Annotated in this window: 26 protein-coding genes; 17 read left to right on the top strand and 9 right to left on the bottom strand. The window is 66.7% G+C overall.

What is annotated here, in order from left to right:
- The first annotated feature begins 12 nt into the window (after positions 1 to 12).
- The 8 genes from ACCQ15_RS01455 to ACCQ15_RS01420 all read left to right on the top strand — a co-directional run bounded on the left by ACCQ15_RS01455 (position 13) and on the right by ACCQ15_RS01420 (position 6,699).
- On the top strand, positions 13 to 1,299 hold the full coding sequence (locus ACCQ15_RS01455; protein WP_008572340.1) for an allantoate amidohydrolase: 1,287 nt from the start codon (positions 13 to 15) through the stop codon (positions 1,297 to 1,299).
- Positions 1,289 to 2,545: a pyridoxal-phosphate-dependent aminotransferase family protein gene (locus tag ACCQ15_RS01450; RefSeq protein ID WP_372381125.1), complete on the top strand. Its 1,257-nt coding sequence runs from the start codon at positions 1,289 to 1,291 to the stop codon at positions 2,543 to 2,545. The genes ACCQ15_RS01455 and ACCQ15_RS01450 overlap by 11 nt, the downstream gene beginning before the upstream one ends.
- Entirely contained in the window at positions 2,542 to 3,432 is an 891-nt protein-coding gene (gene puuE / locus ACCQ15_RS01445; RefSeq protein ID WP_372183981.1) for an allantoinase PuuE, read from the top strand. Before ACCQ15_RS01450 ends, puuE begins: the two co-directional genes overlap by 4 nt.
- The gene (gene hpxZ / locus ACCQ15_RS01440; RefSeq protein WP_014089057.1) at positions 3,429 to 3,824 is read left to right on the top strand and encodes an oxalurate catabolism protein HpxZ; all 396 of its coding nucleotides are present in this window, start codon (positions 3,429 to 3,431) and stop codon (positions 3,822 to 3,824) included. The genes puuE and hpxZ overlap by 4 nt, the downstream gene beginning before the upstream one ends.
- Complete coding sequence (gene uraD / locus ACCQ15_RS01435; RefSeq protein WP_136733378.1) at positions 3,821 to 4,312, top strand: 2-oxo-4-hydroxy-4-carboxy-5-ureidoimidazoline decarboxylase; 492 nt, start codon at positions 3,821 to 3,823, stop codon at positions 4,310 to 4,312. The genes hpxZ and uraD overlap by 4 nt, the downstream gene beginning before the upstream one ends.
- 34 nt (positions 4,313 to 4,346) lie before the next feature.
- The gene (hpyO, locus tag ACCQ15_RS01430; protein ID WP_372381527.1) at positions 4,347 to 5,729 is read left to right on the top strand and encodes an FAD-dependent urate hydroxylase HpyO; all 1,383 of its coding nucleotides are present in this window, start codon (positions 4,347 to 4,349) and stop codon (positions 5,727 to 5,729) included.
- Positions 5,699 to 6,058, top strand: coding sequence for a hydroxyisourate hydrolase (gene uraH / locus ACCQ15_RS01425; protein WP_014089054.1), 360 nt, complete (start codon positions 5,699 to 5,701; stop codon positions 6,056 to 6,058). The genes hpyO and uraH overlap by 31 nt, the downstream gene beginning before the upstream one ends.
- Before the next feature lie 167 nt (positions 6,059 to 6,225).
- Positions 6,226 to 6,699, top strand: a complete 474-nt coding sequence (locus ACCQ15_RS01420; RefSeq protein ID WP_003489391.1) for a YehS family protein — start codon at positions 6,226 to 6,228, stop codon at positions 6,697 to 6,699.
- A gap of 176 nt (positions 6,700 to 6,875) precedes the next feature.
- On the opposite strand, the gene ACCQ15_RS01415 is transcribed toward ACCQ15_RS01420, so the two are convergent.
- Positions 6,876 to 7,160 carry a hypothetical protein gene (locus tag ACCQ15_RS01415; RefSeq protein ID WP_008572328.1) on the bottom strand — a complete coding sequence of 95 codons (285 nt, stop codon included), beginning with the start codon at positions 7,158 to 7,160 and terminating at the stop codon, positions 6,876 to 6,878.
- A 231-nt stretch (positions 7,161 to 7,391) separates the two neighbouring features.
- On the opposite strand from ACCQ15_RS01415, the gene hrpB reads away from it, so the two are divergent.
- Positions 7,392 to 9,893 (top strand): ATP-dependent helicase HrpB, encoded by a 2,502-nt coding sequence (gene hrpB / locus ACCQ15_RS01410; protein ID WP_372381124.1) that lies wholly within the window; start codon positions 7,392 to 7,394, stop codon positions 9,891 to 9,893.
- A gap of 262 nt (positions 9,894 to 10,155) precedes the next feature.
- Positions 10,156 to 10,587 (top strand): hypothetical protein, encoded by a 432-nt coding sequence (locus tag ACCQ15_RS01405; RefSeq protein WP_218489568.1) that lies wholly within the window; start codon positions 10,156 to 10,158, stop codon positions 10,585 to 10,587.
- Positions 10,588 to 10,916: 329 nt separating this feature from the next.
- Here the strand turns inward: ACCQ15_RS01405 and ACCQ15_RS01400 are convergent, their stop codons facing one another.
- Both ACCQ15_RS01400 and ACCQ15_RS01395 read right to left on the bottom strand, forming a co-directional pair.
- On the bottom strand, positions 10,917 to 11,489 hold the full coding sequence (locus tag ACCQ15_RS01400; RefSeq protein WP_029818317.1) for a pseudouridine synthase: 573 nt from the start codon (positions 11,487 to 11,489) through the stop codon (positions 10,917 to 10,919).
- A gap of 93 nt (positions 11,490 to 11,582) precedes the next feature.
- Complete coding sequence (locus ACCQ15_RS01395; RefSeq protein ID WP_011346001.1) at positions 11,583 to 12,437, bottom strand: class I SAM-dependent methyltransferase; 855 nt, start codon at positions 12,435 to 12,437, stop codon at positions 11,583 to 11,585.
- Between the two features lie 233 nt (positions 12,438 to 12,670).
- On the opposite strand from ACCQ15_RS01395, the gene ACCQ15_RS01390 reads away from it, so the two are divergent.
- The 3 genes from ACCQ15_RS01390 to xopE all read left to right on the top strand — a co-directional run bounded on the left by ACCQ15_RS01390 (position 12,671) and on the right by xopE (position 16,185).
- Positions 12,671 to 13,642, top strand: coding sequence for an aldo/keto reductase (locus tag ACCQ15_RS01390; protein WP_008572321.1), 972 nt, complete (start codon positions 12,671 to 12,673; stop codon positions 13,640 to 13,642).
- Between the two features lie 133 nt (positions 13,643 to 13,775).
- Complete coding sequence (gene curA / locus ACCQ15_RS01385; RefSeq protein ID WP_122273426.1) at positions 13,776 to 14,804, top strand: NADPH-dependent curcumin/dihydrocurcumin reductase; 1,029 nt, start codon at positions 13,776 to 13,778, stop codon at positions 14,802 to 14,804.
- A gap of 178 nt (positions 14,805 to 14,982) precedes the next feature.
- A complete protein-coding gene (xopE, locus tag ACCQ15_RS01380; protein WP_372381123.1) occupies positions 14,983 to 16,185 on the top strand; it encodes a XopE/AvrPphe family type III secretion system effector in 1,203 nt (400 codons plus the stop codon).
- A gap of 310 nt (positions 16,186 to 16,495) precedes the next feature.
- Here xopE and ACCQ15_RS01375 read toward each other — a convergent pair whose 3' ends face one another.
- Complete coding sequence (locus ACCQ15_RS01375) at positions 16,496 to 16,912, bottom strand: hypothetical protein (protein WP_008572318.1); 417 nt, start codon at positions 16,910 to 16,912, stop codon at positions 16,496 to 16,498.
- A gap of 219 nt (positions 16,913 to 17,131) precedes the next feature.
- Between ACCQ15_RS01375 and ACCQ15_RS01370 the strand changes: the two genes are divergently transcribed.
- A complete protein-coding gene (locus ACCQ15_RS01370; RefSeq protein WP_303400136.1) occupies positions 17,132 to 17,932 on the top strand; it encodes a DUF2884 family protein in 801 nt (266 codons plus the stop codon).
- Between the two features lie 234 nt (positions 17,933 to 18,166).
- Here the strand turns inward: ACCQ15_RS01370 and ACCQ15_RS01365 are convergent, their stop codons facing one another.
- The 4 genes from ACCQ15_RS01365 to ACCQ15_RS01350 form a co-directional block, all read right to left on the bottom strand.
- The gene (locus ACCQ15_RS01365; protein WP_003488682.1) at positions 18,167 to 18,595 is read right to left on the bottom strand and encodes an organic hydroperoxide resistance protein; all 429 of its coding nucleotides are present in this window, start codon (positions 18,593 to 18,595) and stop codon (positions 18,167 to 18,169) included.
- Between the two features lie 108 nt (positions 18,596 to 18,703).
- The gene (locus ACCQ15_RS01360; protein WP_005912321.1) at positions 18,704 to 19,165 is read right to left on the bottom strand and encodes a MarR family winged helix-turn-helix transcriptional regulator; all 462 of its coding nucleotides are present in this window, start codon (positions 19,163 to 19,165) and stop codon (positions 18,704 to 18,706) included.
- Between the two features lie 392 nt (positions 19,166 to 19,557).
- The gene (gene zapE, locus ACCQ15_RS01355; protein ID WP_011345994.1) at positions 19,558 to 20,652 is read right to left on the bottom strand and encodes a cell division protein ZapE; all 1,095 of its coding nucleotides are present in this window, start codon (positions 20,650 to 20,652) and stop codon (positions 19,558 to 19,560) included.
- 81 nt (positions 20,653 to 20,733) lie between these two features.
- Positions 20,734 to 21,396: an alpha/beta hydrolase gene (locus tag ACCQ15_RS01350; protein ID WP_372381122.1), complete on the bottom strand. Its 663-nt coding sequence runs from the start codon at positions 21,394 to 21,396 to the stop codon at positions 20,734 to 20,736.
- 66 nt (positions 21,397 to 21,462) lie between these two features.
- On the opposite strand from ACCQ15_RS01350, the gene ACCQ15_RS01345 reads away from it, so the two are divergent.
- Positions 21,463 to 22,338, top strand: coding sequence for an EamA family transporter (locus tag ACCQ15_RS01345; protein ID WP_031420709.1), 876 nt, complete (start codon positions 21,463 to 21,465; stop codon positions 22,336 to 22,338).
- A 96-nt stretch (positions 22,339 to 22,434) separates the two neighbouring features.
- On the top strand, positions 22,435 to 23,649 hold the full coding sequence (gene xopR / locus ACCQ15_RS01340; protein ID WP_277612564.1) for a type III secretion system effector protein XopR: 1,215 nt from the start codon (positions 22,435 to 22,437) through the stop codon (positions 23,647 to 23,649).
- 163 nt (positions 23,650 to 23,812) lie between these two features.
- Here xopR and ACCQ15_RS01335 read toward each other — a convergent pair whose 3' ends face one another.
- Positions 23,813 to 25,138 (bottom strand): GTP-binding protein, encoded by a 1,326-nt coding sequence (locus ACCQ15_RS01335; protein ID WP_008572284.1) that lies wholly within the window; start codon positions 25,136 to 25,138, stop codon positions 23,813 to 23,815.
- Positions 25,139 to 25,190: 52 nt separating this feature from the next.
- Here ACCQ15_RS01335 and ACCQ15_RS01330 point away from each other — a divergent pair, with 52 nt between their 5' ends.
- The gene (locus ACCQ15_RS01330; RefSeq protein ID WP_014089041.1) at positions 25,191 to 25,586 is read left to right on the top strand and encodes a MerC family mercury resistance protein; all 396 of its coding nucleotides are present in this window, start codon (positions 25,191 to 25,193) and stop codon (positions 25,584 to 25,586) included.
- Positions 25,587 to 25,655: the final 69 nt, after the last annotated feature.

The raw sequence follows: 25,655 nt of genomic DNA, 5'->3' as shown, positions 1-25,655 counted from the left end.
TTGGTCCTGTCGATGCCCGCTGCCCTGCCGTCCCGCCAAGCGACCGCCGACCTCACCGCTCCTGGCGGTGCGCGTGCGGTGGCACGCTGCGACGCGCTGGGCGTTGCGCCCTACAGCGATAGCGATACCGGGCTATTCCGCGGCTGGCTTGGTCCTGCCCACCGCGCCACGGTGGAACAGGTGGGCACCTGGATGAGGGCGGCCGGCATGCAGGTGCGCATCGATCCCCTCGGCACATTGGTGGGCCGGTACGCCGGCACGCGGCCAGACACGCCGGCGCTGCTGATCGGCAGCCACCTGGACAGCGTGCGCGATGCCGGGCGCTACGACGGCCCGCTCGGCATCCTGCTCGGGATCGAATGCGTCGCTGCGCTGCATGCACAGGGGCGCAGGCTACCGTTCGCCATCGAGGTCATCGCCTTCGGCGACGAGGAAGGCTCGCGCTTTCCCGCGTCCATGTTCTGCAGCCGCGCGGTGGCCGGCACGCTCGACCCCGCCAGGCTGGCGGTCACCGACGCCGCCGGCGTCACGGTGGCCAGCGCCCTGGCCGCGTGGAACCTGGACATCGCCCACGTGCAGCACGCCGCCCGCGCCCCGGGCAGCGTGCTGGCGTATCTGGAAACGCATATCGAACAAGGCCCGGTACTGGAAGCCGAAGGATTGCCGCTCGGCATCGTCAGCGCCATCGCCGCCCAGCGGCGCTTCGCGCTGCGCTTCGAGGGCCGCGCCGGGCATGCCGGCACCACCAGCATGGCACTGCGCCGCGACGCGTTGAGCGCCGCCGCCGAAGCGCTGCTGGCCATCGAGCGCATCGCGCGCGTAGGCAGCAGCGATCTGGTTGCCACCGTCGGCACGCTGCAGATGGCACCCGGCGCCACCAACGTGGTGCCGGGGCGTGTGGACTGCACGCTGGACGTGCGCGCCGGCAGCGACGCGAGCCGCGATGCCGCCGTGCATCAGATCGAACAGGCACTGGCGCAGATCGCCATCCACCGCGGCATCGCCATCGCCATCGAGCCACTGCAGACACTGGCTGCCAGCCCCTGCGCGCCGGCACTGATCACGCGGCTGGAACATGCGGTTGCCGCGCAAGGCATCGCACCGCGCCAGCTGGTCTCCGGTGCGGGCCACGATGCCATGGTGATGGCAGCGCTGTGTCCTACGGCGATGCTGTTCGTGCGCTGCGCCGGCGGGATCAGCCATCATCCGGACGAGCATGTCGATCCGGCCGATGCCGAGATTGCACTGGCGGTCATGCGCCATTTCATCGAACACCTGGGAGAACCCCTTGTCACCTGATCTGCGTCAGCTGCACACCTTTGGCGAACTCGATCCCCCGCAGCGCCTGTTGATGGGCCCGGGCCCGGTCAATGCGCATCCGCGCGTGCTGCGTGCGATGGCCGCCGATCTGCTGGGGCAGTTCGATCCGGAAATGACCGCCTACATGAACGAGGTGATGGCGCTCTATCGGCCATTGTTCGGCACCGAGAATCGCTGGACGTTCCTGGTCGATGGCACCGCGCGCGCCGGCATCGAAGCGGCGCTGGTGTCGCTGGTCAGCCCTGGCGAGCGCGTGCTGGTGCTCAACTTCGGCCGCTTCGGGTTGCTGCTCACCGAAATCCTGGGCCGTCTCGGCGCCGATGTGCACACGGTGGATGCGCCGTGGGGCGAGGTACTGCCGCTGAGCGCGATTGCCGAGGCGATCGAGCGCGTGGCGCCCAGGCTGGTGGCCACCGTGCACGGCGACACCTCCACCACCATGGCCCAGCCGCTCGATGGCGTCGGTGCGTTGTGCCGCGCAGCTGGCGCGCTGAGTTATGTGGACGCCACCGCCACCATCGGCGGCATGCCCGTCGCCAGCGACCGCTGGGAGGTGGACGTGGTTACCGGCGGTTTGCAGAAATGCCTGGGCGGGCCGTCCGGCTCGGCGCCGATCACCGTGTCCGAGCGCGCGGCCGAGGCCATCTTCGCGCGTCGCCATGTCGAACGCGGCATCGTGCGCGCCGACATCGCCAACGGCAGCGGCCCGCGCATCGCCTCGAACTATTTCGACCTGGCGATGATCATGGATTACTGGTCGGACAAGCGCCTCAATCACCACACCGAAGCCACCACCATGCTGTACGGCGCCCGCGAATGCGCACGCGTGGCCCTGCAGGAAGGCCTGGATGCACGCTTCGCGCGCCACGCGGCGGCCGGGCGCGCGGTCAGTGCAGGTATCCGCGCGTTGGGGCTGGAAGTGTTCGGCGACGATGCGCATCGCATGCGCAACGTCACCGGCGTGGTGATTCCGCCTGGCATCGACGGCGAGGCGGTGCGCCGCCGCATGCGTGAGGATTTCGAGATCGAGATCGGCACCGCGTTCGGGCCGCTGCAGGGCAAGATCTGGCGCATCGGCGCGATGGGCTACAACGCGATGAAGCACAAGGTGCTGATCACCCTGGCCGCACTGGAAGCGGTACTGCGCGCCGAAGGTGATGCCTGCACGCACGGCCTGGCGGTGGAAGCGGCACTGGCCGCCTGGCACGCGGAAGCGCAGGCATGAACGCTGCGCGCGACCTACTCGGCTATGGCGCAACGCCGCCCGCGGCGCAATGGCCGGGCGGCGCGCGCATCGCAGTGCAGTTCGTGATCAATTACGAAGAAGGCGCAGAAAACTGCGTGCTCAATGGCGATGCCGGGTCCGAAGCGTTCCTGTCCGAAATGGTCGGTGCGCACGCGCAGCCCGGCGCACGCGCCATGGCCATGGAAAGCCTGTACGAATACGGCAGCCGCGCCGGCTTCTGGCGGCTGCATCGCTTGTTCACTGCACGCAACGTGCCGGTGACGGTGTTCGGGGTGGCGCAGGCCTTGGCATCCAATCCGGATGCGGTGGCCGCGATGCAGGCGGCCCAGTGGGAAATCGCCAGTCACGGTCTGCGCTGGATCGATTATCAACACGTGGACGAGGCCACCGAACGCGCGCATATCGCGCAGGCCATCGCCGTGCATACGCGCGTCACCGGCAGCCGCCCGCTGGGTTGGTATCAGGGGCGCACCAGCCCCAACACCGCCCGCCTGATTGCCGAGGAAGGCGGCTTCGTCTACGACGCCGACAGCTACGCCGACGATGTGCCGTACTACGACCACCGCCACGGCCGTGCGCAGTTGATCGTGCCGTACACGCTGGATGCCAACGATATGAAATTCGTCGCCTATAACGGCTTTGCCGATGGCGAGCCGTTCTTCCGCTATCTGCGCGACAGCTTCGAACAATTGCGCAGCGAAGGCGGGCGCATGCTTTCGATCGGCCTGCACGGGCGCATCGTGGGCAAGCCGGCACGCGCGGCGGCGCTGGCGCGCTTTGTCGATCATGTACTGGCCAGCGGCGATGCCTGGATTGCGCGCCGCATCGATATTGCGCGCCATTGGCTGCAGGTGCACCCGGCATGAGCATTGCCGCCTCCCGGATCGATCTGCCCGAGGTGATCGCGCAAGTGACGGCCGCCTTCCATGCCTACGAAACCGCGCTGATGCGCGACGACATCGCGGCGATGGATGCGCTGTTTCATGCAGCGCCCAGCACGGTGCGCTATGGCGTGGGCGAAGTGTTGTACGGCATCGATGCGATCCGCGCATTTCGCAGCGGCCGCGGTGGTTCGCCGCAACGCCAGCTCGCACATGTGCAGGTACACGGCTTCGGGCATGACTTTGCCACTACGCACGCAGAGTTCATTCGCGAGGGCAGCAGCGCACGCGGGCGGCAAAGCCAGAGCTGGGTGCGCTTTGCCGACGGCTGGAAAGTGGTGGCTGCGCATGTCTCGTTGCAAGGCACGCACGCATGAGCGTGGTCGACGACCCCGCGCTGGACGATGCCGCCTTCCTGGCGCGCTACCGCGACCTGTTCGAGCACTCGCCGTGGGTGGTTGAACGTGCGCTGCGCCGGCGGCCGTTGGCCGATGTGCAGCGGGGCCTGATGCAGGTGGTCTACGACGCATCGCCGCAAGATCAGGTCGCACTGATCCGCGCCCACCCCGAGCTGGCCGGCAAGGCCGCGATCGACCGCACGCTCACCGAAGCATCGGCCGCGGAGCAGGCTTCGGCCGGGCTGGACCGGCTCAGCGAGGACGAATTCAAGCGCTTCCACGCGCTCAATCAGGCCTATCGCCACCGTTTCGGATTTCCGTTCGTGATCTGCGTGCGGCTGCACGACAAGGCCGGCATTCTGGCCGCGCTGGCGCAGCGGCTGGAGGCCGCGCGCAATGCAGAGATCGCCACCGCCATCGCCGAAATCGGCAAGATCGTTCACCTGCGCCTGGAGGCACTGCCATGAGCCGGCCCACCTCGAACGTACCCTCGCCCACGACCTGCAATGCCTGGCCCACGGCGGCGATGCCTGGGTGCAACCGCGCGTGCATCCGAGCGGGCACGTCTACGACGTCATCATCGTCGGCGCCGGGCAGAGCGGCCTGGGGGCGGCGTTCGCGCTGCAACGCGAGCGTGTGCACAACCTGCTGGTGATCGACGAAAACCCGGCGGGCCAGGAAGGCCCGTGGGTGACCTACGCGCGCATGCAGACCTTGCGCACGCCCAAGCACATCACCTCGATCGATCTGGGCGTGCCATCGCTCACCTTCCGCGCGTGGTGGGAGGCGCAGTACGGCAGCGCCGCATGGGATGCGCTGGACAAGATTCCGCGCGCGCGCTGGATGGATTATCTGCGCTGGTATCGCACAACGCTGCGCTTGCCGGTGCGCAACGCCACCTGCCTGGTCCGCGTGGAGCCGGACTTCGCACCGGGTATCCATCGCCTGCATCTGGCGATGGGCGCCGCCCTGCTCACGCGCAAACTGATTCTGGCCACCGGCATCCAGGGCGGGGGCCAGTGGGTGGTGCCCGAGTGGATCAGCCGCGCCCTGCCCGCGCATCGCTATGCGCATACATCTGCCCAGATCGATTTCGCCGCACTGGCCGGCAAGCGTGTGGGCATTCTGGGCGGCGGCGCCTCGGCCTTCGACAATGCCTGCTTTGCGCTCGAACAAGGCCTGGCCAGTGCCGAGGTGTTCGTGCGGCGTAGCGAATTGCCGCGCATCAATCCGTTCCGGCACATGGAACAGGCCGGCATCATTCCGCGTTTTCTGGCGCTGCCGGATGCAGACAAGTATCGGATGATGGCCAGCTTCTTCGCGCACAACCAACCGCCCACCAACGACACCTTCCAGCGCGCCTGTGCGCATGCCGGCTTCGCGCTGCATCTTGGCGCGCCGTGGCTGGACGTGGCCGAACGCGATGACGAGATCGTCGTGCGCACGCCGCAGCGCGAACACCGCTTCGATTTCCTTGCCATCGCCACCGGCCTGGTCACCGATCCGCAGCTGCGTCCGGAACTGGCTGCGCTGTCCGGGCGCATCGCCTGCTGGGGCGACCGCTATCGGCCACCGCCGGGCCAGGCCAATCCGGTGCTGGACGCACACCCCTATCTGGGCCCCGGTTTCGAACTGCTGCCACGCACGCCTGACGATGCCGCGCTGCTGCATGGGCTGTTCGCCTTCAACTATTCGGCGCTGATCAATCACGGCCCATCGGCCGCCGCGCTGTCCGGGCTGAAGGTGGCGCTGCCGCGGCTGGCCCGCGCAGTGGCCGACCAGTTGTTCCTGGACGACCGCCAGGCCGTCGTCGACCAGTACTTGGCCTACGACCAACCCGAATTCGTCGGCCAATGGCCGCAGCCCACCCAGGCGGTGGCATGAGCACGCTGTCCACGCACGTGCTGGACACCGCCAGCGGCCGCCCCGCCGCGGGCGTGCCGCTGCGGCTGTTCGCCGGCGAGACGCTGCACTTCGAGGGTGTCACCAATCCCGACGGCCGCTGCCCGGACCTGGCCGCGCTCGCGCTGCAACCCGGCCGCTACCGGCTGGAATTCGACCTTGCCCGCTATTGGCAGGCAACCGGCATGGCGCTGGCCGATCCACCGTTCCTGGACTGCATCCCGATCGCCTTCGGCATCGCCGACGACGGCCACTACCATGTCCCGCTGCTGCTGTCCCCGTACGGGTACTCCACCTATCGCGGCAGCTGAGCGCTGCGTCGTGCCGCAGTGCAGGCAATTCGGGCCCGTCTGCACGACGGCCTGCGCTTCCATCGCCGCCGGTGCGCATGACCCCCTGCGCACGGTGTCAGACCGGTTTCACTCAAGCCCCGTAGAATGGCCGCTTTCCGGCGACAGGCCGGGGCACCGGAACGGTCATGATCCACAACGATGTACTGCGCAGCATCCGCTATATGCTCGACCTCAGCGACGACAAGGTGGTGGACATCACCCACCTGGCCGACCCCGAGTTCGCGCTCGACAAGCCGCAGGTACAGGCCTGGCTGAAGAAGGAAGACGAGCCGGGCTTTGAGCCCTGCACCGATGCGATGCTGGCGCGTTTTCTCGACGGCCTGGTGCTGCGCTTCCGCGGCCGCGACGAGAGCCAGCCGCCACGCCCGCTGGAAACCCGCGTCGGCAACAACCTGGTGTTGAAGAAGCTGCGCGTGGCCTTCGAATTGAAGGACGTCGACATGCACGCCATCTTCGCCAGCGCCGGTTTCCCGCTGTCCAAGCCGGAACTCTCCGCACTGTTTCGCCAACCCGGCCACAAGAATTTCCGCCCCTGCGGCGACCAGCTGCTGCGCGCCTTCCTCAAGGGCCTGACCGCCCGGATGCGCGAAGCGGGATGATCTTCAGCGCACGCGCTTGGCCGCTGGCGCTTGTCCAGCGGATGCCCTTTGTCGGCGCAAGAGCATGAGAACCGCACGCACGCTCTAAATCGCCACCACGGTACGAATGGCCATGCGCCATCCGTACCGTCGTCGTCAGATCACGCGTGACGGCGCCCAAAACGCAGCAGGTGCGATCAGCTGAAACGTCTGTTGCGGATCTGCTCGCGTTCTTGTTCGGTCATATCATCCATGTGGATGTAGTGGACGCCTTGTCCGCGCGGGGCACTGAGAAGCTGCGACTCGATGTCCTCCTGGTCGCCGTCGGGCGAGGAGATCAGACCCACGATGGTACCGTGCGGGGCAACCCGCCATAGCGCCACACGTTGGAAGACGCGCACCTGGTCGGTATCGGTCACTTGGGGATAGGTAGCGTACCAACCATCGGCAGGCAGGTAGCGATAAGAACCGTAGTCGTTCATAGCGTCTCTGGATTGGCGGAGTGGCCTGCCGATTGTGGAAAGACCTTGACCAAGTGGGATACGGGGATTTCCGATTTAGCGCTGCGATTACGTCTCTCGCACCCAATGTTTCGCTGCAGCGTGGAGCGTTTCGTGCGCTGTATTGTGGTGAGCCGGAACGCAGCGGGCTGCCGGCAGTCGCGCACAGGTCTCTGTCGCACTCTATGCAGCACAAACGTATCCTTCCCGCGCATGACCGACCCTGCTTTTCCGATCTCCCCGTTGTTGCCGCAGATCCGCGACAGTCTCGCTGCGCATCCGCGGCTGGTGCTGGAAGCCCCGCCCGGCGCCGGCAAGACCACCCAGGTGCCGCTGGCGTTGCTGGACGCGCCGTGGCTGGCCGGCCGCAGGATCGTGATGCTCGAGCCGCGCCGCGTGGCGGCCCGCAGCGCGGCGCAGTTCATGGCGCGCCAGCTCGGCGAGCCGGTCGGCGAAACGGTGGGGTACCGCATCCGCTTCGAGAACAAGACCTCCGCGCGCACCCGCATCGAAGTCGTCACCGAAGGCATCCTGACCCGGCTGATCCAGGACGACCCAATGCTGGAAAGCGTCGGCGCGCTGCTGTTCGACGAATTCCACGAACGCCATCTGGCCGGCGACCTGGGTCTGGCGCTGGCGCTGGATGTGCAGGCGCAGGTGCGCGATGACCTGCGCATCGTGGCGATGTCGGCCACGCTGGATGGCGAACGCCTGGCCGGCTTTCTGGAAGCGCCGCGGCTGAGCAGTGCCGGGCGCAGTTTCCCGGTGGAGATTGCGCACTTTCCGGCGCGCCGCGACGAAGCGCTGGAGCCGCAGACGCGGCGCGCGGTGGAGCACGCGTTGTCCACGCATCCCGGCGACGTGCTGGTGTTTTTGCCCGGCCAGCGCGAGATCGCGCGGGTGCATCGCGCACTGCAGGAGGCGCTGGATCCGGCGGTGCAGGTGCTGCCGCTGCACGGCGAGCTGTCGGTGGAGGCGCAAAGCCAGGTACTGCAGCCCGACCCGCAAGGCCGCCGCCGCGTGGTGCTGGCCACCAACGTGGCCGAATCTTCGGTCACCTTGCCCGGCGTGCGCGTGGTGATCGACAGCGGGCTGGCGCGCGAGCCGCATTACGACCCCAACAGCGGGTTTTCGCGGCTGGACGTGGCCGCCATTGCGCAGGCTTCGGCCGACCAGCGCGCCGGCCGCGCCGGGCGTGTCGCCAGCGGCTGGGCTTACCGGCTGTGGCCGCAGTCGCAACGGCTGGAACCGCAGCGCCGTGCCGAGATCACCCAGGTGGAACTGGCCGGCCTGGCGCTGGAACTGGCCGCCTGGGGCAGCAGCGCACTGCGCTTTGTCGATGCGCCGCCCAGTGGCGCACTGGCCGCCGCGCACGAGCTGCTGCAGCGGCTGGGCGCGCTCACCGCAAGCGGCGGCATCACCACGCTCGGCCGGCGCGTGCTCGCGCTGGGCACGCATCCACGCCTGGCGGCGATGCTGGCGCAGGCCGGCGATGCGCCGCGTGTGGCGCTGGCCTGCGACCTGGCCGCGTTGCTGGAAGCGCGCGATCCGCTGCGCCAGGGTGGCGATGGGCTGGCCGCGCGTTGGCGGGCGCTGGCGGCATTTCGTCAGGGCCGCAGCGCGGCCGACGCCGATCGTGGCGGCCTGGCTGCCATCGACAGCGCTGCCAAACAATGGCGGCGCCGGCTGCGCTGCGACAGCGCCCCGCCATCCAGCGTGGAGGCGCACGCGCTCGGCGACCTGCTGTCGCACGCATTTCCCGATCGCATCGCCGCACGCCATCCGGCCGACCCGCTGCGCTACCTGCTCGCCAACGGCCGCAGCGCGCGCCTGTTCGACCATAGCGATCTGCGCGGCGAACCGTGGCTGGTGGCCAGCGAACTGCGCTATGAAGCCAAGGATGCGCTGTTGCTGCGCGCCGCGCCGGTGGATGAAGCCTACCTGCGTCGCAGCCTGCCCGAGCGCTTCGTGCAGCAGGACGTGGTGCAGTGGGACGCGGACAAACGGGCCCTGGTCGCCCGCCGCCAATCCAGCTTCGACCGCATCGTGCTCGACAGCCGCCCGGCCGGCCGCGTCGACCCGGCACACGCCGCAGCCGCGCTCACCGACGCAGTGCGTCAACTCGGCCTGGACGCCCTGCCGTGGACAGAAAGCCTGCAGCAGTGGCGCGCCCGCGTGCAGTCGCTGCACAGATGGATGCCAGAGCTGGCGCTGCCCGATCTCTCCGATGCCGCACTGCTGGAGACGCTGGACACCTGGCTACGCCCGGCCTTCGCCGGCAAGACCCGCCTGGACGCGCTGGATGAGGCCAGCCTGGGCGAAGCACTGAAGAGCGCGCTGCCCTGGGAGCGCCGCCAGTGGATCGACCGCCATGCGCCCACCCGCATCAGCGTGCCTTCCGGCATGGAGCGCCCCATCAGCTATGCCCTCGACCCCGCCGGCCAACCGCTACCGCCGGTGCTGGCGGTCAAACTGCAGGAACTGTTCGGCCTGGCCGAAACCCCACGCATCGCCGACGGCCGCATCCCGTTGACCTTGCACCTGCTCTCGCCCGGCGGGCGGCCGTTGCAGGTGACCCAGGACTTGAAGAGTTTCTGGGCGAATACGTATCCGGACGTTAAAAAAGAGATGAAGGGGCGGTATCCCAGGCATCCGTGGCCGGACGATCCCTGGACAGCTGCCGCAACCCACAGAGCAAAACCACGCGGCACCTGAAACGCACAGACCCGCGGCGGCGGTGAAACAGACGGGCGCTCGCAATCTCCTGCGGCGCGGACAGCCGCAGCTACCCACAGAGCAAAACCACGCGGCACCTGAAACGCACGGACCCGCGGCGGCGGTGAAACAGACGGGCACTCGGAATCCACCGCGGCGCACTACCTAACCGTAAGCCAAACGGCACCCGGTCCCGCTAACGCCGCCTATACGCATCAGCGCACAGACTGCAGATCACGTACTCAGAAAGGAAACGCCTCCGATGAGCAAGCTGACTGTGATCACCGAACGCGCCCTGGAGCGTGCCCTGGAACTGGCCGGCACTGCAGGCGACCAGTTGCGTCATGCCGCGTCCAATGCGGGCGATCAGGCACGCCACGCCGGCAGCAGCCTGCGTCATTTCGGACCGAGCGCAAGCGAATGGCTCAAGACCGGCGCCGCGCTCGGCGCAGTGCGCACCGGTGGCAAGGCCGCCAGCAGACTGGTCAAGCGCAACCCGGCCGTGACGGTTGCCGCCGCGGTCGCAGGCCTGGGCCTGATCGGCTATGCGGTGTACCGCAAGCGTCAGCGTGACCAGCAGGTGCTCGGCGGCAATGTGCATCGTCTGGATCGCGAACATGCCAGCAATGCCAACGCACGCCGTGCGGCCTACCAGCGCCGCGGTGCAGTGACCCCGAGCGACGGTATCGAATAAGCCATCGCGCGAAGTCATGCAAAAACGCCACGGCTTGGCGCCGTGGCGTTTTTCGTTTGTGGCATGCATGTCTGCGTGCAGCGCAATGCATCGATGTCAGCGATTGAGGGGCCCACGCTGCGTGCCGTCTGCGTCAGATATGGGACGACCATCAAACCTATCGAATAACGGTCGGCCATACGTGGCTCAGGCGAAGCGCGAGACAAGAACAGGATCTCCCCGATCACACGCTCCGGTCGTTGCGCCCGCCGGCGACGCGAACGTCCTGCCAGCGGCTACACGCGTTAACGCAATGCCACGCGTACCGCGCCCGCCACAGACGCCACACCTCAGCGCCGGCTCCGGCTCGGGCGCGCGCTGGCAGTGTCTTCAGCGCGCCACTGCCCAGGTGCAAGCGCGTCCAGCCGCCAATCGCCGATCGCCACGCGCACCAGGCGCAAGGTCGGCAAGCCCACCGCCGCGGTCATGCGCCGCACCTGACGGTTGCGGCCTTCGGTGATCTGCAGCTCCAGCCAGGCATCGGGCACGGTCTTGCGCACGCGCACCGGAGGATCGCGCGGCCACAGCTGCGGTGCCTGGTCGAGCATGCGCACCTGTGCCGGCCGGGTGGGTCCATCGTTGAGCACCACCCCGTCGCGCAACGCCTGGAGTTGTTCGGGCTGCGGCGCGCCCTCCACCTGGACCCAGTAAGTCTTGGGCTGTTTGTGGCGCGGGTCGGTCAGCCGATGCGCCAATGCACCGTCATCGGTCAGCAACAGCAAGCCTTCGCTGTCGTGGTCCAGACGGCCTGCGGCATACACATCGGGCGGCAAGCCGAATTCGGCCAGCGTGCGCTTGGGCGGCTGCGAGCGGTCGCTGAATTGCGAGAGCACACCGTAGGGTTTGTTCAACAACACCAACATTGCCAATCCTGTTGCGCGACGCGCTGCACATGCCCTAATGACGTCAAACATCTGCATGCCGACACGCGCAACGCGCCGGCATGCAGCCGGGCGTCAGCGCTTGACGAACTTCAAGGTCATGCGGTCGCTCTCGCCGATGGCCTGGTACTTGGCATCGTCGGCCTTGTCATGGCTGTTGCTAGGCGGCAGCGTCCACACACCGCCCGGGTAATCCTTGGTGTCGCGCGGGTTGGCGTTGACCTCGCTCTTGCCAACCAGGGTGAAACCGGCGGCTTCGGCCATTGCAATCACCTGTGCCTGGCCAACGTAGCCGCTCTTGTCGTCGGCCGGCACATCGGCCTTGGCGCGATGTTCGACCACGCCAAGCACGCCGCCGGGCTTGAGCACCTTGTAGAAGCCGGCGAACATCGCCTCGGCAGTGCCGGCCATGCGCCAGTTGTGCACGTTGCGGAAGGTCAGCACCAGGTCGGCGGAGTTGTCCACGCCAAAGGACGGCGACTTGGGCACATACGACACGAGCGAGGGCTTGCCATACACCTCCGGCTTGGCATGGAACTTCTTCTCCAGTTCGTCGCGCGCACGCTGCGCGTAATCGCGGCTGCGGCCTTCCGGTGCCGACGCCGGGTCGACCACTGCGGCCACGTACTTGCCCTTTTCGCGCAGGTACGGCGCCAGGATTTCCGAATACCAGCCGCCGCCGGGAGTAATTTCGATGACGGTCTGGGTCGGCTTGATGCCGAAGAACGCCAACGTCTGACCGGGATGGCGATACTGATCGCGCTGCACGTACACGCGGTCGCGCCAGTTGCCGTTGATGGCCGCCTGCAATGCGGCGTCGGGCGCGGGCAAGCTCGCGCTATCGGCAGGCTTCACCGCCATCGCCAGCGGCGCGCTCATCGCCACCACCACACCCATCACACATGCACAGGCCAGCTTGTTGCCGATCATCGCAGCACCCTCATCCGGGAAAAAGTAGCGCGAGCCTAGCATGCGCTCCCGGGCCTGCCATGTGCCCGTCGTGCATTCGCACAAGGCCTGTTGCCGCGTCCCCCGTCGCCGACATGTTCAGATCCTGTGAGCTGCTGAGGACGATCGGCGGAACGCTGAATCCACGCAGATGTCACACGCAACATCGGTGTGCGTGACTATCCTGTTGCCAGTTCGAATCAGGAGCATCCACGATGACCCAACCCCGCGCACTCGGCCGCTCCGGCCTGCAGGTTCAACCGATCGTCTTCGGCGGCAATGTGTTCGGCTGGAGCGCGGACGAGGCGACCTCGTTTGCCTTGCTCGATGCATTCGTGGATGCCGGCTTCAATCTCATCGATACGGCCGATGCTTACTCCGGCTGGGTGCCGGGCAATCGCGGCGGCGAATCGGAAACCATCATCGGGCGCTGGCTTGCGCGCAGCGGCAAGCGCGACAAGGTGCTGATCGCCACCAAGGTCGCCAAGTGGAGCGAGCATCCCGGCCTGTCGCCGGACAACATCGCAGCAGCGGTGGAAGATTCGCTGACGCGTCTGCAGACCGATGTGATCGATCTGTACCAGGCGCACGAAGACGACGAATCGATTCCGCTGGAAGCAACGCTGGCGGCATTCGGCCGACTGATTGAGCAAGGCAAGGTGCGTGCGATCGGCGCGTCCAACTACAGTGCTGCGCGCCTGCGCGATGCGCTGGATATTTCCGAGCAGTACAAGCTGCCGCGCTACGAAAGCCTGCAGCCGGAATACAACCTGTACGACCGCGCCGGTTACGAAGCCGAGCTGGAGCCCCTCGTGCGCGAACGCGAGCTGGGCGTGATCAGCTATTACTCGCTGGCCAGCGGCTTTCTCACCGGCAAATATCGCAGCGCCGACGACGCCGGCAAGAGCAGCGCACGCGGTGCATCGGTGGTCAAGCAGTACGTCAACCCGCGTGGCCTGCGCATCCTGCAGGCGCTGGACGATCTGGCCGTGACGCACAATGCAACGCCTGCGCAGATTGCGCTGGCCTGGCTGATCGCACGCCCCGGCCTGACCGCGCCGATCGTCAGCGCCACCAGCGTGACCCAGTTGCACGATGTGCTTGCAGCCGCACGCGTGGCGCTCAGTGCCGATCAGATCGCGCAACTGGACAGCGCCAGCGCGCCGGAGTCATCGGCAACGCGCTAGTGCATCAGGGGGCATGTCGCGTTGTGTGCCGACCATGCACCCTGCTGCGCCTGTGACAGCACTCTCCCGCGCAGCCGCACAGCGGCTGTGCTCATCCGACCGCGCACGCGCGGACTGCCTACGAGCCATTCCCATGACGTCCATCATCAACCGCCGCATCGTGCTGGCATCGCGCCCGCACGGAGAACCCAGCGCCGACAATTTCCGCATCGAAGAGGTCGCCGTCGCACCGACCGGGCACGACCAGATTCTGGTCCGCAATCGCTTCCTGTCGCTGGACCCGTATATGCGTGGCCGCATGGACGAAGGTCCCTCTTACGCCGCGCCAGTGGCCATCGATGCCGTGATGGAAGGCGGCACCGTCGGCGAAGTCATTGCGTCCAATCACGCCGACTATCAGCCTGGCGATCTGCTGGTGCTGCCCGGCGGCTGGCAGACGCATAGCCTGTTGACCCCCACGACACCCCTGCGCAAGCTGCCCAAGGACGACAGCCTGCCACTGAGCACCGCGCTCGGCGTCTATGGCATGCCCGGGTTTACCGCGTATGCGGGCCTGCATGAAATCGGCAAGCCACAGCCCGGCGAAACGCTGGTGGTCGCTGCCGCCAGCGGCCCCGTCGGCGCCACGGTGGCGCAGCTGGCACGCCTGCAGGGCCTGCGCGTGGTCGCCATCGCCGGTGGCGAAGAAAAAGTACGTTACCTGCGTGACACGCTGCAGGTGGAGGTGGCGCTGGACCACCGCGCCGACGACTTTGCAGAGCAGTTGCGCGCCGCAACGCCGGACGGCATCGACATCTATTTCGAAAACGTTGGCGGCAAGGTGTTCGATGCGGTGCTGCCGCAGCTCAACGACTTTGCACGCATCCCGGTCTGCGGCGTGATCGCGACCTACAACAGCCGCGGGCAAGCCCACCCCGGCCCGGATCGCCTGCCCGACTTCATGGGCCAGGTGCTGCGCAAACGCCTGACGGTGCGCGGCTTCATCCAGCACGATTTCATCCGCCTGATGCCTGCCTTCCTGCGCGAAATGGGCCAGTGGCTGCGCGAAGACAAAATTCAGTACCGCGAGCACGTGCTGCACGGCCTGGACAGCGCCCCGCAGGGCCTGATCGACGTGTTGCGCGGCAAGAACTTCGGCAAGGCCGTGGTCGCTCTGGACTAACGGTATTCGTCGTGCCTCTCTACACCCTTCGCGCTTGCGATTTTCCATTCCCAAGCGACCCAATGCGCGGCGGCGCCAGCGCCAATCATTCGTGATCCCACACACGACTTCGGCGAACCAGCAACGTTCGCCGAGCACCTTGCCACACTGGGTGCGGGGTTCATGATCGGAGAGCGACATGGGACTATGCATTTCAAAGCCGGCGATGTCTGGGTCGAGCGTGGCAGCGTCACCTGAGCATCCCGAAAGCCCTGCCTCAGAGCAGGTCACCGCCCCCACGCCTTTACCCGAGCCATCGGTGCCGCCTAGCCTGCAGGGCTTGGCGAGACTCGGCGCTGCCCGTGCGAGGCGGAGGCGCTCCGGGAAACCGACCCTGCAGCCGCACGAAGTCCAGCAGGCCGCCTACCCACTCGGAATGCGCCTCAGCGGCAGGCCCATTGAAGACGTTCGCGACCGTCAACGCCTAGCCGACGCTACGGCAACGGTGCACGAGACACGGCTGGCCTTGCATCATGGACGAGGCAATATCGAGAGCGATTTTCGGCTCAGCAATGGGCGCAGCTCCACCTGTAGTTACCTGTCTTACAGTTTCCTGTCTTACTGGCCCGGGAAACATGACATCAATTTGATGGCAGGTTGCGCGCTGGCTGTCAGCGCAGGCAATTGTGACCAAAACGCAGCGATCAACACACGCCGGCATGCGGCCCGCATGGAGGGTGGCGGGCAGATAACCAACGTCTGTGACCAAGCGTGCGCCCACATGTACGCGCTGTACCAGCCTCCAGGCTCGGCAGAGGCCCAAGACTCGGCCGTCGTTCTCGACTCGTGGTCCGATGGTCCGGCGGTTCTACTCAGGGATTCGCGCTGGGCCGGAACATACCACCGCACATCCACCTATCCGATTGAGCGCTTCGACAAGCCGGGTGCAATCGATGCGCTGGCCAGGACCCGCGCATTGCAAGCCGAAATCGAGGATCCGCAAACCGAGTTCCATGCACATCTGCGCGGCGTGGAGAGCGTCGTTCGCACCCCGCCCGTACCTCGCAAGATCTATGCCTCAACTCCGGTCATCGCCCCCGACCTGGTCCAAAGTACGCGCCAGAGGCTGCAAGAGTTATCGCCGCGGACGCGTAAGGCGCTGGCCGCCGATGCGGCGCGGCAAGCCTACGGACTGGATGACGCACAGCCCATCTCGCCGCGCACGACGACAGCGATCCTGAAAGATGCAGCGCGCCTGGATGCCTTGGGTCGCCCGCCCTTGAGTTGGGCGCCAACTTCTCACACACGGCTGAAGCGTTTTGTCACCAATGCCCGAACCAATGCAAGGCAGGCTTTCTGGTATCGACGCGGGTGGCGCCCGCCTGTTGTGGGAGAGAGATGAACGTCATTCGATTCAGACGAGCAGCTGCCTGATCATTTTCATCGCTGCGCCATCGCTGCCCTGATAGGCCGGTGGCGGCCCGCCGGACTCACGTGCTGCGCAAGACATTGGTGGCAGACGGTGGAATGCGGCTGCGCCGCACGGCAGCCTCAGGGCAAGACCACGCCGTCATGCACCATCGTGCAGAAAAACCTGGGGTTGAAGATGATCCGGTGATGCCGCTCGGTCGCGCGCCCGTTCTGCCGGCCGCGCAAGCGTCGACTGCTACGTGCAAGACACTCACGATTACGAGGGTGCGGCCCGATCGCCGCTAGTTCAACGGCCCGATCGCCATCGCCTGGCGGTCGATGCGGTGCTTTTCGGCAAGCGCCTGCATGCCTTGCAGGGTCGAGGCGATCAGGCTCGCGTAACGCAATCGCCACAGGGTGGCGCGGTCGTTGTCGTCGTGCGTGCTGCCCAGGCCGTCGAGCACCTGCGGCAGACGGCGGTCGGCAAGCGCCGACGCGGCCAGGTAGGGCTTTGCGGGAGCGATGACATCCACCGGCTCGCGCCAGTCGGTGGCCACCTGCCGGGCGATGCCGGCCAGATGCGAAAGCTGGTGCATGCCGATCAGCGTCTCGTGCAGCATCTCGCGGCATGCCCATTGCCACAGCGCCACCTTTTCCGACGGGTCCTGGGCAATCTCGGTAAGCGCCAGGTCTACCTTTTCGATGCGTGGGTCGAGCATTGCGTGGCTCCGATGCTGCTGTGCAACATAATTCACACCATCAGCCGTGAGAATCAAGTGAGCGCGTCGTTTGAATGCCGTCAGTGCGCCGATGCTCGACCGGGTTCACGCTTCGCTGCAACCGCCTGTCGACGCGCACCGGCGGCACCCTGACTTCCTTCCCATGGCGGCGCCCTACACCGTGCGCAATGCTGAAGGCCCGATTCCCAAGGCCACCGCATGCGCAGCACCGTGTTCTTCGCACCGTTGTGGCTGCTGGTGGCCTGCGCCGCACAGGCCCAGACCGCAACGCCGCGGCTGTCCTCGCAGCAATGCACGGTCAGCACCTCCTACGACGTGCTCGCAGATAACGGCGGTATCTGGCTGCGCCGCAAACAGGGCCTGCCGCGCGAGATCTTTTTCCACGGTGGCGAGCTCAACGTGGACCGCCAACCACAGCCGGTCAGCGCCGCCGACGCGCAACGCCTGCGCGAGCTGGAGCAAGGCACGCGCGCGTTGATGCCGGCGGTGGCGTCGGTTGCCCAGTCGGTGGTCGACATCACGTTCGATGCGCTCAATGGCGTGGTGCACGTGCTGTCCGGCAGCGCGCGCCAGCGGCGCAAGGTGGAGCAATTGCGCACGGCAGCACGGGCGCAGGTCGATGGCAGCCTCGGGCGTGGACGGTGGGAGCAAGCGTTGTTCGACGAACGCTTTGAAGCCAACGTCGAACATGCCGCCGAGGAGCTGGCCGGCAGCCTCACCCGCAGCATGATGTGGACGGTGATGAGCGGACGCGCTGCGCAGATGGAACGCCGTGGTGCGGACCTGGATGCGCAGATGCAGCAGCAGATGCAGGGCCGCGACGCGCTCCAAGCGCAGGCCCGCACCCTGTGCGTGCGGGCGCAAGCGCTCTACGCCGTGCAGCAAGCGCTGGAGTACCGCTTCAACGGCGAGCGCTTGCAGATGCTGGAACTCAACGCGCACCCGCAGCCGGCGGATGTCGTGGCCTCCACTGGCGTGGCGGCTACGGCGAGGCGCTAAGCAGCGTGTCGCCTTGCGCGCGTCTGCTCGATGCGCTTGCCGTGCGTCACGGTGCGTACGCCGCGCGGCGCATGCCATGACAGGCGACGCCGAAGTGCCCGCTGGCGCGTCATCGCCGGGCAATGCGTGCGCTAACCTGCAATCTTCTCAAGCCACAACGCACAACGGCCCGACGCATGCGCCGGGCCGTCGTTGAAACCGTGACACGCACTGCGCATCGCGGCCTGGCCTGCATTACGCCAGGGTCAGGGTGACGTCGATATTGCCGCGGGTCGCATTGGAGTACGGGCAGACCTGATGGGCCTTGTCGACCAGCGTCTGCAGTTCGGCCTTGTCCATGCCCGGCACGGCGATACGCAGTTCCACGACGATGCCGAAGCCGCCCGGGATCTGGCCGATGCCCACGCTGCTGTCGATGCTCACTTCGCCCGGCAGCTTGAGCTTGTCCTGTGCGGCCACGGCCTTCATCGCACCGATGAAACAGGCAGCGTAACCGGCTGCGAACAGCTGCTCCGGATTGGTACCGTCGCCGCCGGCGCCGCCGAGCTCGCGCGGGGTGGACAACTTGGCGTCCAGCGCCTTGTCCGAGGACACGGCACGGCCTTCGCGGCCGCCGGTGGCAGTGGCGTGGGCGGTGTAGAGGACTTTTTCAGGTGAGGCCATGGTGGTTCTCCAGGGTGAGCGCGAGGGGCGCATGAGGGTTCAATAGGTTCAATAGTTGACGATTGAATCGTGTACAACGCGTTGCAAAACAGTGCACATGCCGGAAGCTCACCCGGCGCCAAGGCTGGAGCGTAGCTTCTCCAGTTCCTGCTTGAGTTGACGCAGTTCGTCCAACGAACAGGCCGACGCACAAAACACCTGCTCCGGTACCGCGCCCGCCTTGCTGCGCAACGCACGGCCGGTCTCGGTCAACGCGATGATGACTTGGCGCTCGTCGTTGGCCGCACGCGTGCGGGTCACCAACCCGGCCGCCTGCAGGCGCTTGAGCAACGGCGTCAGCGTGGCCGAATCCAGGTACAGGCGCTCGCCGATCTCCGACACGCTGCGTTCGTCGGTCTCCCACAGCACCAGCATGACCAGGTACTGCGGGTAGGTCAGGTCCAGCGCCTTCAGCAAGCCGCGGTAGAGCTTGTGCATCGCCAGGTTGGCCGAATACAACGCAAAGCACAGCTGGTTGTCGAGCTGCAGCAGCGCGTCGGTGCGGGCAGTGGTGGCCGTGGCGGTGTCCATGGGACGCAATTTACATAGTGCGCGATCTAATTGCAAGCGATTTATTGGGATGTCCTCTGCGGCTTGGCTCCGTGAGGGACCATCGGCCATTGCGACCAGAACTTTGGACGCTGGCTGGGAGTTGCGTCGCAGTCGCGCTGCAGGGTCAGCGCTGGAAGAAAGAGGCCAGCCGCCGGTGACATGGCGGCGGCACGTATCACGATCGCCGGATGCGCACGGCATCACCTGGGGCGCCTCATCGGCTCCACGAAGGAATTGAAGGACGTACCAGCAACAACCCGACTATCGTCGTCAACCGCAGTTGAGCGGTCACGCTGCCGGCAGTGCAGTGCCACCACCGCACATGCACGGCAGTGGCAATCGCACAGGTCATCGCCTATCCGATGACCGACTCACGCGCGATGCGCCGTTGCCAGATACTCCGCGCTCTGCATTTCGATCAGGCGCGAAGCGGTGCGCTCGAATGCACCGGCCAGGCGCTGGCCGCTGTATAGGGCCGGCGGTGCGTCTTGCGCGGTGCAGACCAGATTGACATGGCGGTCGTACAGCTCGTCGATCAGGTTGACGAAGCGGCGCGCGGCGTCTTCGTTCATGCGGTCGAAGTGCGGAATACCGCCCAGCAACACGGTGGTGAACTCGCGCGCAATCTCGATGTAGTCGCTGGGTCCGCGCGGGCCTTCGCACAGCGCAGCAAAATCGAACCAGGCGATGCTCTTGCCGCGTGCGCGCACCGGAATCTTGCGCGCCTCGATTTCGATATTGCCGGCACGCGCCTCGGCGTTGCCGCTCAACTCGGCCCACCGCTGCGCAAGCCAATCGTCGGCCTGCGCATCCAACGGCGCGCGATACACCGGCGAACGCGTCAGCGCGCGCATGCGGTAATCCTCGGTGCCTTCGGCGTAGAGCTCCACGCAGAACTTCTGCAGCAACCCGATCGCCGGCATGAAACTGTCGCGCTGCAAGCCGTTGGCATAGAGGTTTTCCGGCGCGGTGTTGGACGTGGTCACCAGCGTCACGCCTTCGGCGAACAGGCGTTCGAGCAAACGTGCCAGCAGCATCGCATCGCCGATATCGGTAACGAAGAATTCGTCCAGCACCAGCACGCGCAGGTTCTCGCGCCACTGCTGGGCGATGCGTGCCAGCGGATCGCTTTGCCCTGCGTGCTCGCGCAACTGCTCGTGCACGCCGCGCATGAAGCGGTGGAAGTGGGTGCGGTATTTCTGCTTGATCGGCAGGCCGTCGTAGAACAGATCGACCAGAAAGGTCTTGCCGCGCCCGACACCGCCCCAGAAGTACAAGCCGCGTACCGGCTCGGGCTTTTTCCAGAACGCCGACAGCCGGTCCAGCCAACCATCTTGCGCGCTGTCCACCAGCGCCTCGTGGATGCGGTCCAGCTCGGCCAAGGCCGCCTGCTGCGCAGGGTCGGCGCGCCAGTCGCCGCGTTGTACGCCGGCGGCGTAGCGCTGCGACGGGGTCATCTCACTCATTGCATTCTCCGCGGGCCGCCGGCTGTTGCGCGGACCGCTCAACAGCGCATCGCCTGGCGATACGCGTGGGCCGTGCCGCGGTCAGGCTGCGGCCGGCAACCAGCGCCGGACACCATGCTGGATCGCACCGCGCAGGTCGATCAATTTGCGGTGGAAGAAATGGCTGGTGTCGGGCATGCGCACCAGCTCGGGTTGCTGCTCCAGCGTTTCCAACCAGTCGTAGACCGCCTGCGGGTCGACGATCTCGTCGGCATCGCCCTGGATCACCAACCATTGCGCCGGCGGCTGGATGTCGCTGAAATCCCAGCGCCCGGCCGGCGGCGCGATCGAGATCAGCACCTGCGGTTCGAGCGAGCCGGCGGCGCGCAACGAGACATACGCGCCGAAGCTGAAACCGCCCAACCACAACGTGTGGCCTGGCCGCTGCGCACGCACCCACTCGGCAACCGCACGCAGGTCGTCCTGCTCGCCATCGCCATGGTCGAACGCGCCGGCCGAATTGCCGACGCTGCGAAAATTGAAGCGCACCACGGTGATGCCCAGCTCGCGCAGCGCGCGCGCGGCCATGGTGACGACCTTGTTGTGCATGCTGCCGCCCTCGGAGGAGAGCGGATGGCAGAAGATGGCGGTGACCGCGTGTGCGGCAACATCCGGCTCGGGCAGATCGACCGCGACATCCAGCGGGCCGACCGGCCCGTCCAAGGTCAACGCAGCCGATTCGGTGGGGAATGAGGGATTGGACATGCCTGCATAATAGCCGCCCCGCCGGCCGCGTTCATCGCCCTGCCTGCACACTTCGTTGCGTTGCCCATGCATTTTCTGCTGTTTGCCGTTGTCTGCAGTGTCCTGGTGTCGGTGCTGTTGAAGCTTGCGCCACGCCACCAGATCGACGTGTTTCAGGCCATTACCTGGAACTACGCCACCGCTGCACTCCTGGCCTGGCTGATCCTGCATCCGGCGCTGGACACGCTAAGCGCCACGACCACTCCCTGGTTGGCGTTGCTGCTGTTGGCCGTGGCGCTGCCTTCCATCTTCCTGGTGCTGGCGCGGTCGGTCGCGGTGGCCGGCGTCGTGCGCACCGATGTCGCGCAACGCTTGTCGCTGGTGCTCTCGTTGGCCGCCGCCTTCACCGTTTTCGGCGAACCGGTCAATGGCTGGAAACTGGCAGGGCTTGCGCTGGGCATGGCGGCCATCGTGTGCATCGTGCGACGCCCCCGTCAGCACCTAGCGACCGATCCGCTGCCGAGCACAACCGGCCTGCCCTGGCTGATTGGCGTCTGGATGGGCTTTGCGCTCATCGACCTGCTGCTCAAGCACATCGCGCAGGCCGGGACACCATCGCTGACCTCGTTGACCTTGTGCTTTGCGCTGGCCTTCTTGCTGATGCTTGGCGTGCAGAGCGTGCGTTGGGCACGTGGCGCACGCCTGAGCACCCGCAGCATGCTTGCCGGCGTGCTGTTGGGTGCGCTCAATTTCGGCAACATCCTGTGTTACGTACGTGCCCACCAGCTGCTGCCGCACAGCCCGGCGACCGTGTTTGCCAGCATGAATCTGGGTGTGGTCGTGCTGGGGGCACTGGTGGGCACATTGGGATTTGCCGAACGCCTGGGCCTGCGCGGCTGGTTGGGGCTGGCACTGGCCGCACCGGCCATCGCGGCGATCGCCTGGGGAATACGTCTGGGTTGACGCCCGCTTTCGGCCTGCGCGACGTCGGTTCGCCATCCGCCTTCCGCGCCGGTTGGCGGTCGCTAGCATGAGCGTGCATTCCCGCGGGAGTTTGTGATGCGCCTGACTTCGTTCTTTCGCAGCACTCATCCGGTTGCCCCGGAGCCGTTCAATCCGGCAGCCACCGATACGGCAGCGACAGCAGGTGCGACGCCGTCGCCGCACCTGCTGTCTCACGCGCCCAAGGCCGGCACCGCGCAGGGCGCGGCCAAATCGCGGCAAGGCATGCTGGCTTCGGCACGCAAGTCGCTGGCCATGCTACGCAAACAGCTGCCGTCGATGTGCATGGGAGCGCCAGCCACGAAAACGGCGCAGAGCCAGCCTACGCTGGCCACATCGGCACCGAACGCTGCCAGGCAAGGCACGCACCCGCGTCCACCGGCACTGCAGGCTGGCGTCGATGCGCGATGGAAGGCGCCCGAGGCGATGCCTCAGCCGCGCAATCGTGCGCCGATATACACAGCAGCGCCACCGCAGCAACCGCCGTCGCCGCCACGCGCGTCAGAACGCTTTCAGCAACGTCAACGCGCTCCCGAGCAACAGCGGCAGCAGCAGGTTCCAAACGTGGCCAGGCGCGAACCGCTACGGCCGCCGCAGCAGCCGACGTTCCCCGTGCGGCCAGCACCGGCTGCTTCCCCGAAAGCGGCGACACCGGCTCCGCCCTCGCCGTCCAGGCGGCTACGCCCGGTGCGCAACATGAATCTGGAATTGGCCGCGCTCAACGAGCAGTGCCATAACATCGGCCGGCGCCTCTACAAGGAGCGCCGGGCGCCTAGCCCGCAGGAAAGGTCGGTGTTCGAGATGCGCGCGGCCCTGATCGCCGAGCGCGACGCCGTGCGCGATCGGCAGCTCGATGGGATGTTGGCGGCGCTGGCGCCATTGGAGAAGATCGCTGCGCCGAGGACCACCAGCAGTCGGCTGGCCATGGTCCAATATGACGTGATGCAGTCCAATCGCCGTGCGTTGCTTGCGGTCCGCGAAAATATCGACATGACCAAGATGGCACGGTATTACACGCGCGCGCAGCGGCGCCTGCAATCCTTGAAGGAGAGCGATGCTCCGCCCGACAAGATCCGACGCCTGGAACGCATGATGCAGGGCTATACCAACGTGCTGGCGCTGGAAGACATGGTCAAGCGCACCGACGACCAGTTGCATCGGATGGGTGCGCCACGCTTGATGGACAGCATCCCCACCACGCCGCAGGAGCGTGCGCTGTCCGAGCAGAACGAACGCGACGACCATCAGGAGGCGATCAACAACGGCTATTGAGCGCGTCGTCGTTGCGCGCAAAGCGTCCGCGGACCGCCAGCGCCCACGCACGCCCTGGCGTCAGCCACGACACAGCGTGCCGTTGACCAAAACTGCGATCTCGCCAGTGCAATGGGACTGGCGATGTCCGCGGCTCGCCTGTCGGGCGGCAGCAGTGCTGCCTTCAACGCGCCCAGTGCGGAAATGGGTCGTCCAGCAGTTGCCATTGCGCCGGCCCCTGCCGTAGTTCCTGGTCGCTGAGCAGGCACGCGTCCAGCGCGGCGCGTGTGCGCGGTGCATCCATGTCCACGCCGATCACCGCCAGCTCCTGGCGGCGGTCGCCCCAGAGCGGATGCCACAACCGCTGCATCGCGGCGTATTCGTTGGCATCGCCCACCTCGTGCGGTTGCGGCAGTGGCGCGGTCCAGCACTGCGTCTGTTGCCGCTGCCAGCCGATATCGGTGTATGGCAGTGGCGTGACGCTGGTCTGCAGCGGCTGGCCGACCGACTGCGCATCCACACGGTGGCGCGCAGCGAACCAGAACCCGGCCGCGCTGGTCTGGGTGGCACCGCCCACGCTGGACAGTTCACCCACCCAATCCATGCGACTGGCCAGCCAGAAGAAGCCCTTGCTGCGGATCACCTGCGGCAAGCCGCTGTGCACCATGCGCGCGAAGCGCTGCGGATGGAATGGCCGGCGTGCGCGGTACACGAAGCTGCTGATGCCGTATTCCTCGGTCTCGGGCGTGTGCTGGCCGCGCAGCTCCTGCATCCAGCCCGGCGCCAGCTGCGCACGGGTGAAATCGAAACGCCCGGTGTCCAGCAGCTGCTGCAGCGGCACTTCGCCGTGCGCGGCATCCACAATTGCCGCGTCGCGGTTGAGCGCGCGCAACACGGCGCGAAGGCGTTGCAGCTGCTGCGCGTCGATGCGGTCGCACTTGCTGATCACCAGCACATCGGCGAACTCCACCTGTTCGCCCAGCAACTGCACCAGCCCGCGCGTGTCGTCCGGGCCGGCTTGCTGGCCCAGGTCGGCCAGCGTGGCAGCCGAGCCGAAGTCTTCCAGGAAATGGCTGCCGTCCACCACCGTCACCATGGTGTCCAGCCGGGCGATGTCCGACAGGCTGAAACCATCGGCATCGCGCACCGCGAAGGTGGCTGCCACCGGCATCGGCTCAGCAATACCGGTCGATTCGATCAGCAGATAGTCGTAGCGACCCTGCTCGGCCAGCCGCCGCACTTCCTGCAGCAGATCGTCGCGCAGCGTGCAGCAAATGCAGCCGTTACTGAATTCCACCAGCGTCTCTTCGGTGCGCCGCAACGCCGCGCCGCCCTCGCGAACCAGCTGCGCGTCGATGTTGACCTCGCTCATGTCGTTGACGATGACCGCCACCCGCAAGCCGTCGCGGTTGTGCAGGATGCGGTTGAGCAAGGTGGTCTTGCCCGCACCCAGAAAGCCGGACAACACGGTGACGGGAAGGCGCGCATCGCGCTGGGGGGACAGAGACATCCTGAGAACCTGGCGGGAAAGGAGTGTTACTATATAACACTTACTGGACCGGATGCTTCTGATGCGCGCCACCGCCTCCCTGCTGGACAGCTCGGCCATCGCCCTGTCCGGGTTATGCCTGTTGCATTGCCTCGCCCTGCCGCTGCTGGCCGCCACGCTCCCGCTACTGGGCGCCTGGAGCCGGGCCGAGTGGATACATGTGATGTTCGCCACGGCGGCGGTGCCGCTGAGCGGCTACGCGCTATGGAGCACGCATCGCCGGCACGCCCTGCCGGCGCCGGTCTGGGTGCTGGCGCTGTGCGGACTGGCCGGGCTGGTGATTGGAGCGAGCGGTCTGGTCGGCGATGCGCTGGAAACACCGGTCACGGTCGCCGGCAGCCTGCTGCTGGCCAGCACGCATCTGCTCAATCTGCGGCTGCGTCGCCGACATGGGACATGCGCGAACTAGCGACCGATCGGCGTACGGCACCATCGCCAGAGCGGTCGCCAGGCGGGAAGGGAGGTGGGGCACGCATCG

It is taken from the genome of Xanthomonas sp. NCPPB 1754 (assembly GCF_041475725.2).
Lineage (GTDB): Bacteria > Pseudomonadota > Gammaproteobacteria > Xanthomonadales > Xanthomonadaceae > Xanthomonas > Xanthomonas euvesicatoria.
The sequence above is the reverse complement of the archived record's forward strand: the minus strand, read 5'-3'. Positions and strand labels throughout refer to the sequence as shown.

Coding starts and splice junctions, on each gene's coding strand:
- ACCQ15_RS01455 (WP_008572340.1), top strand. CDS start 13: ATGCCCGCTGCCCTGCCGTCCCGCCAAGCGACCGCCGACCTCACCGCT.
- puuE (WP_372183981.1), top strand. CDS start 2,542: ATGAACGCTGCGCGCGACCTACTCGGCTATGGCGCAACGCCGCCCGCG.
- hpxZ (WP_014089057.1), top strand. CDS start 3,429: ATGAGCATTGCCGCCTCCCGGATCGATCTGCCCGAGGTGATCGCGCAA.
- uraD (WP_136733378.1), top strand. CDS start 3,821: ATGAGCGTGGTCGACGACCCCGCGCTGGACGATGCCGCCTTCCTGGCG.
- uraH (WP_014089054.1), top strand. CDS start 5,699: ATGGCCGCAGCCCACCCAGGCGGTGGCATGAGCACGCTGTCCACGCAC.
- ACCQ15_RS01420 (WP_003489391.1), top strand. CDS start 6,226: ATGATCCACAACGATGTACTGCGCAGCATCCGCTATATGCTCGACCTC.
- ACCQ15_RS01415 (WP_008572328.1), bottom strand. CDS start 7,160: ATGAACGACTACGGTTCTTATCGCTACCTGCCTGCCGATGGTTGGTAC.
- hrpB (WP_372381124.1), top strand. CDS start 7,392: ATGACCGACCCTGCTTTTCCGATCTCCCCGTTGTTGCCGCAGATCCGC.
- ACCQ15_RS01405 (WP_218489568.1), top strand. CDS start 10,156: ATGAGCAAGCTGACTGTGATCACCGAACGCGCCCTGGAGCGTGCCCTG.
- ACCQ15_RS01400 (WP_029818317.1), bottom strand. CDS start 11,489: ATGTTGGTGTTGTTGAACAAACCCTACGGTGTGCTCTCGCAATTCAGC.
- ACCQ15_RS01395 (WP_011346001.1), bottom strand. CDS start 12,437: ATGATCGGCAACAAGCTGGCCTGTGCATGTGTGATGGGTGTGGTGGTG.
- ACCQ15_RS01390 (WP_008572321.1), top strand. CDS start 12,671: ATGACCCAACCCCGCGCACTCGGCCGCTCCGGCCTGCAGGTTCAACCG.
- curA (WP_122273426.1), top strand. CDS start 13,776: ATGACGTCCATCATCAACCGCCGCATCGTGCTGGCATCGCGCCCGCAC.
- xopE (WP_372381123.1), top strand. CDS start 14,983: ATGGGACTATGCATTTCAAAGCCGGCGATGTCTGGGTCGAGCGTGGCA.
- ACCQ15_RS01375 (WP_008572318.1), bottom strand. CDS start 16,912: ATGCTCGACCCACGCATCGAAAAGGTAGACCTGGCGCTTACCGAGATT.
- ACCQ15_RS01370 (WP_303400136.1), top strand. CDS start 17,132: ATGCGCAGCACCGTGTTCTTCGCACCGTTGTGGCTGCTGGTGGCCTGC.
- ACCQ15_RS01365 (WP_003488682.1), bottom strand. CDS start 18,595: ATGGCCTCACCTGAAAAAGTCCTCTACACCGCCCACGCCACTGCCACC.
- ACCQ15_RS01360 (WP_005912321.1), bottom strand. CDS start 19,165: ATGGACACCGCCACGGCCACCACTGCCCGCACCGACGCGCTGCTGCAG.
- zapE (WP_011345994.1), bottom strand. CDS start 20,652: ATGAGTGAGATGACCCCGTCGCAGCGCTACGCCGCCGGCGTACAACGC.
- ACCQ15_RS01350 (WP_372381122.1), bottom strand. CDS start 21,396: ATGTCCAATCCCTCATTCCCCACCGAATCGGCTGCGTTGACCTTGGAC.
- ACCQ15_RS01345 (WP_031420709.1), top strand. CDS start 21,463: ATGCATTTTCTGCTGTTTGCCGTTGTCTGCAGTGTCCTGGTGTCGGTG.
- xopR (WP_277612564.1), top strand. CDS start 22,435: ATGCGCCTGACTTCGTTCTTTCGCAGCACTCATCCGGTTGCCCCGGAG.
- ACCQ15_RS01335 (WP_008572284.1), bottom strand. CDS start 25,138: ATGTCTCTGTCCCCCCAGCGCGATGCGCGCCTTCCCGTCACCGTGTTG.
- ACCQ15_RS01330 (WP_014089041.1), top strand. CDS start 25,191: ATGCTTCTGATGCGCGCCACCGCCTCCCTGCTGGACAGCTCGGCCATC.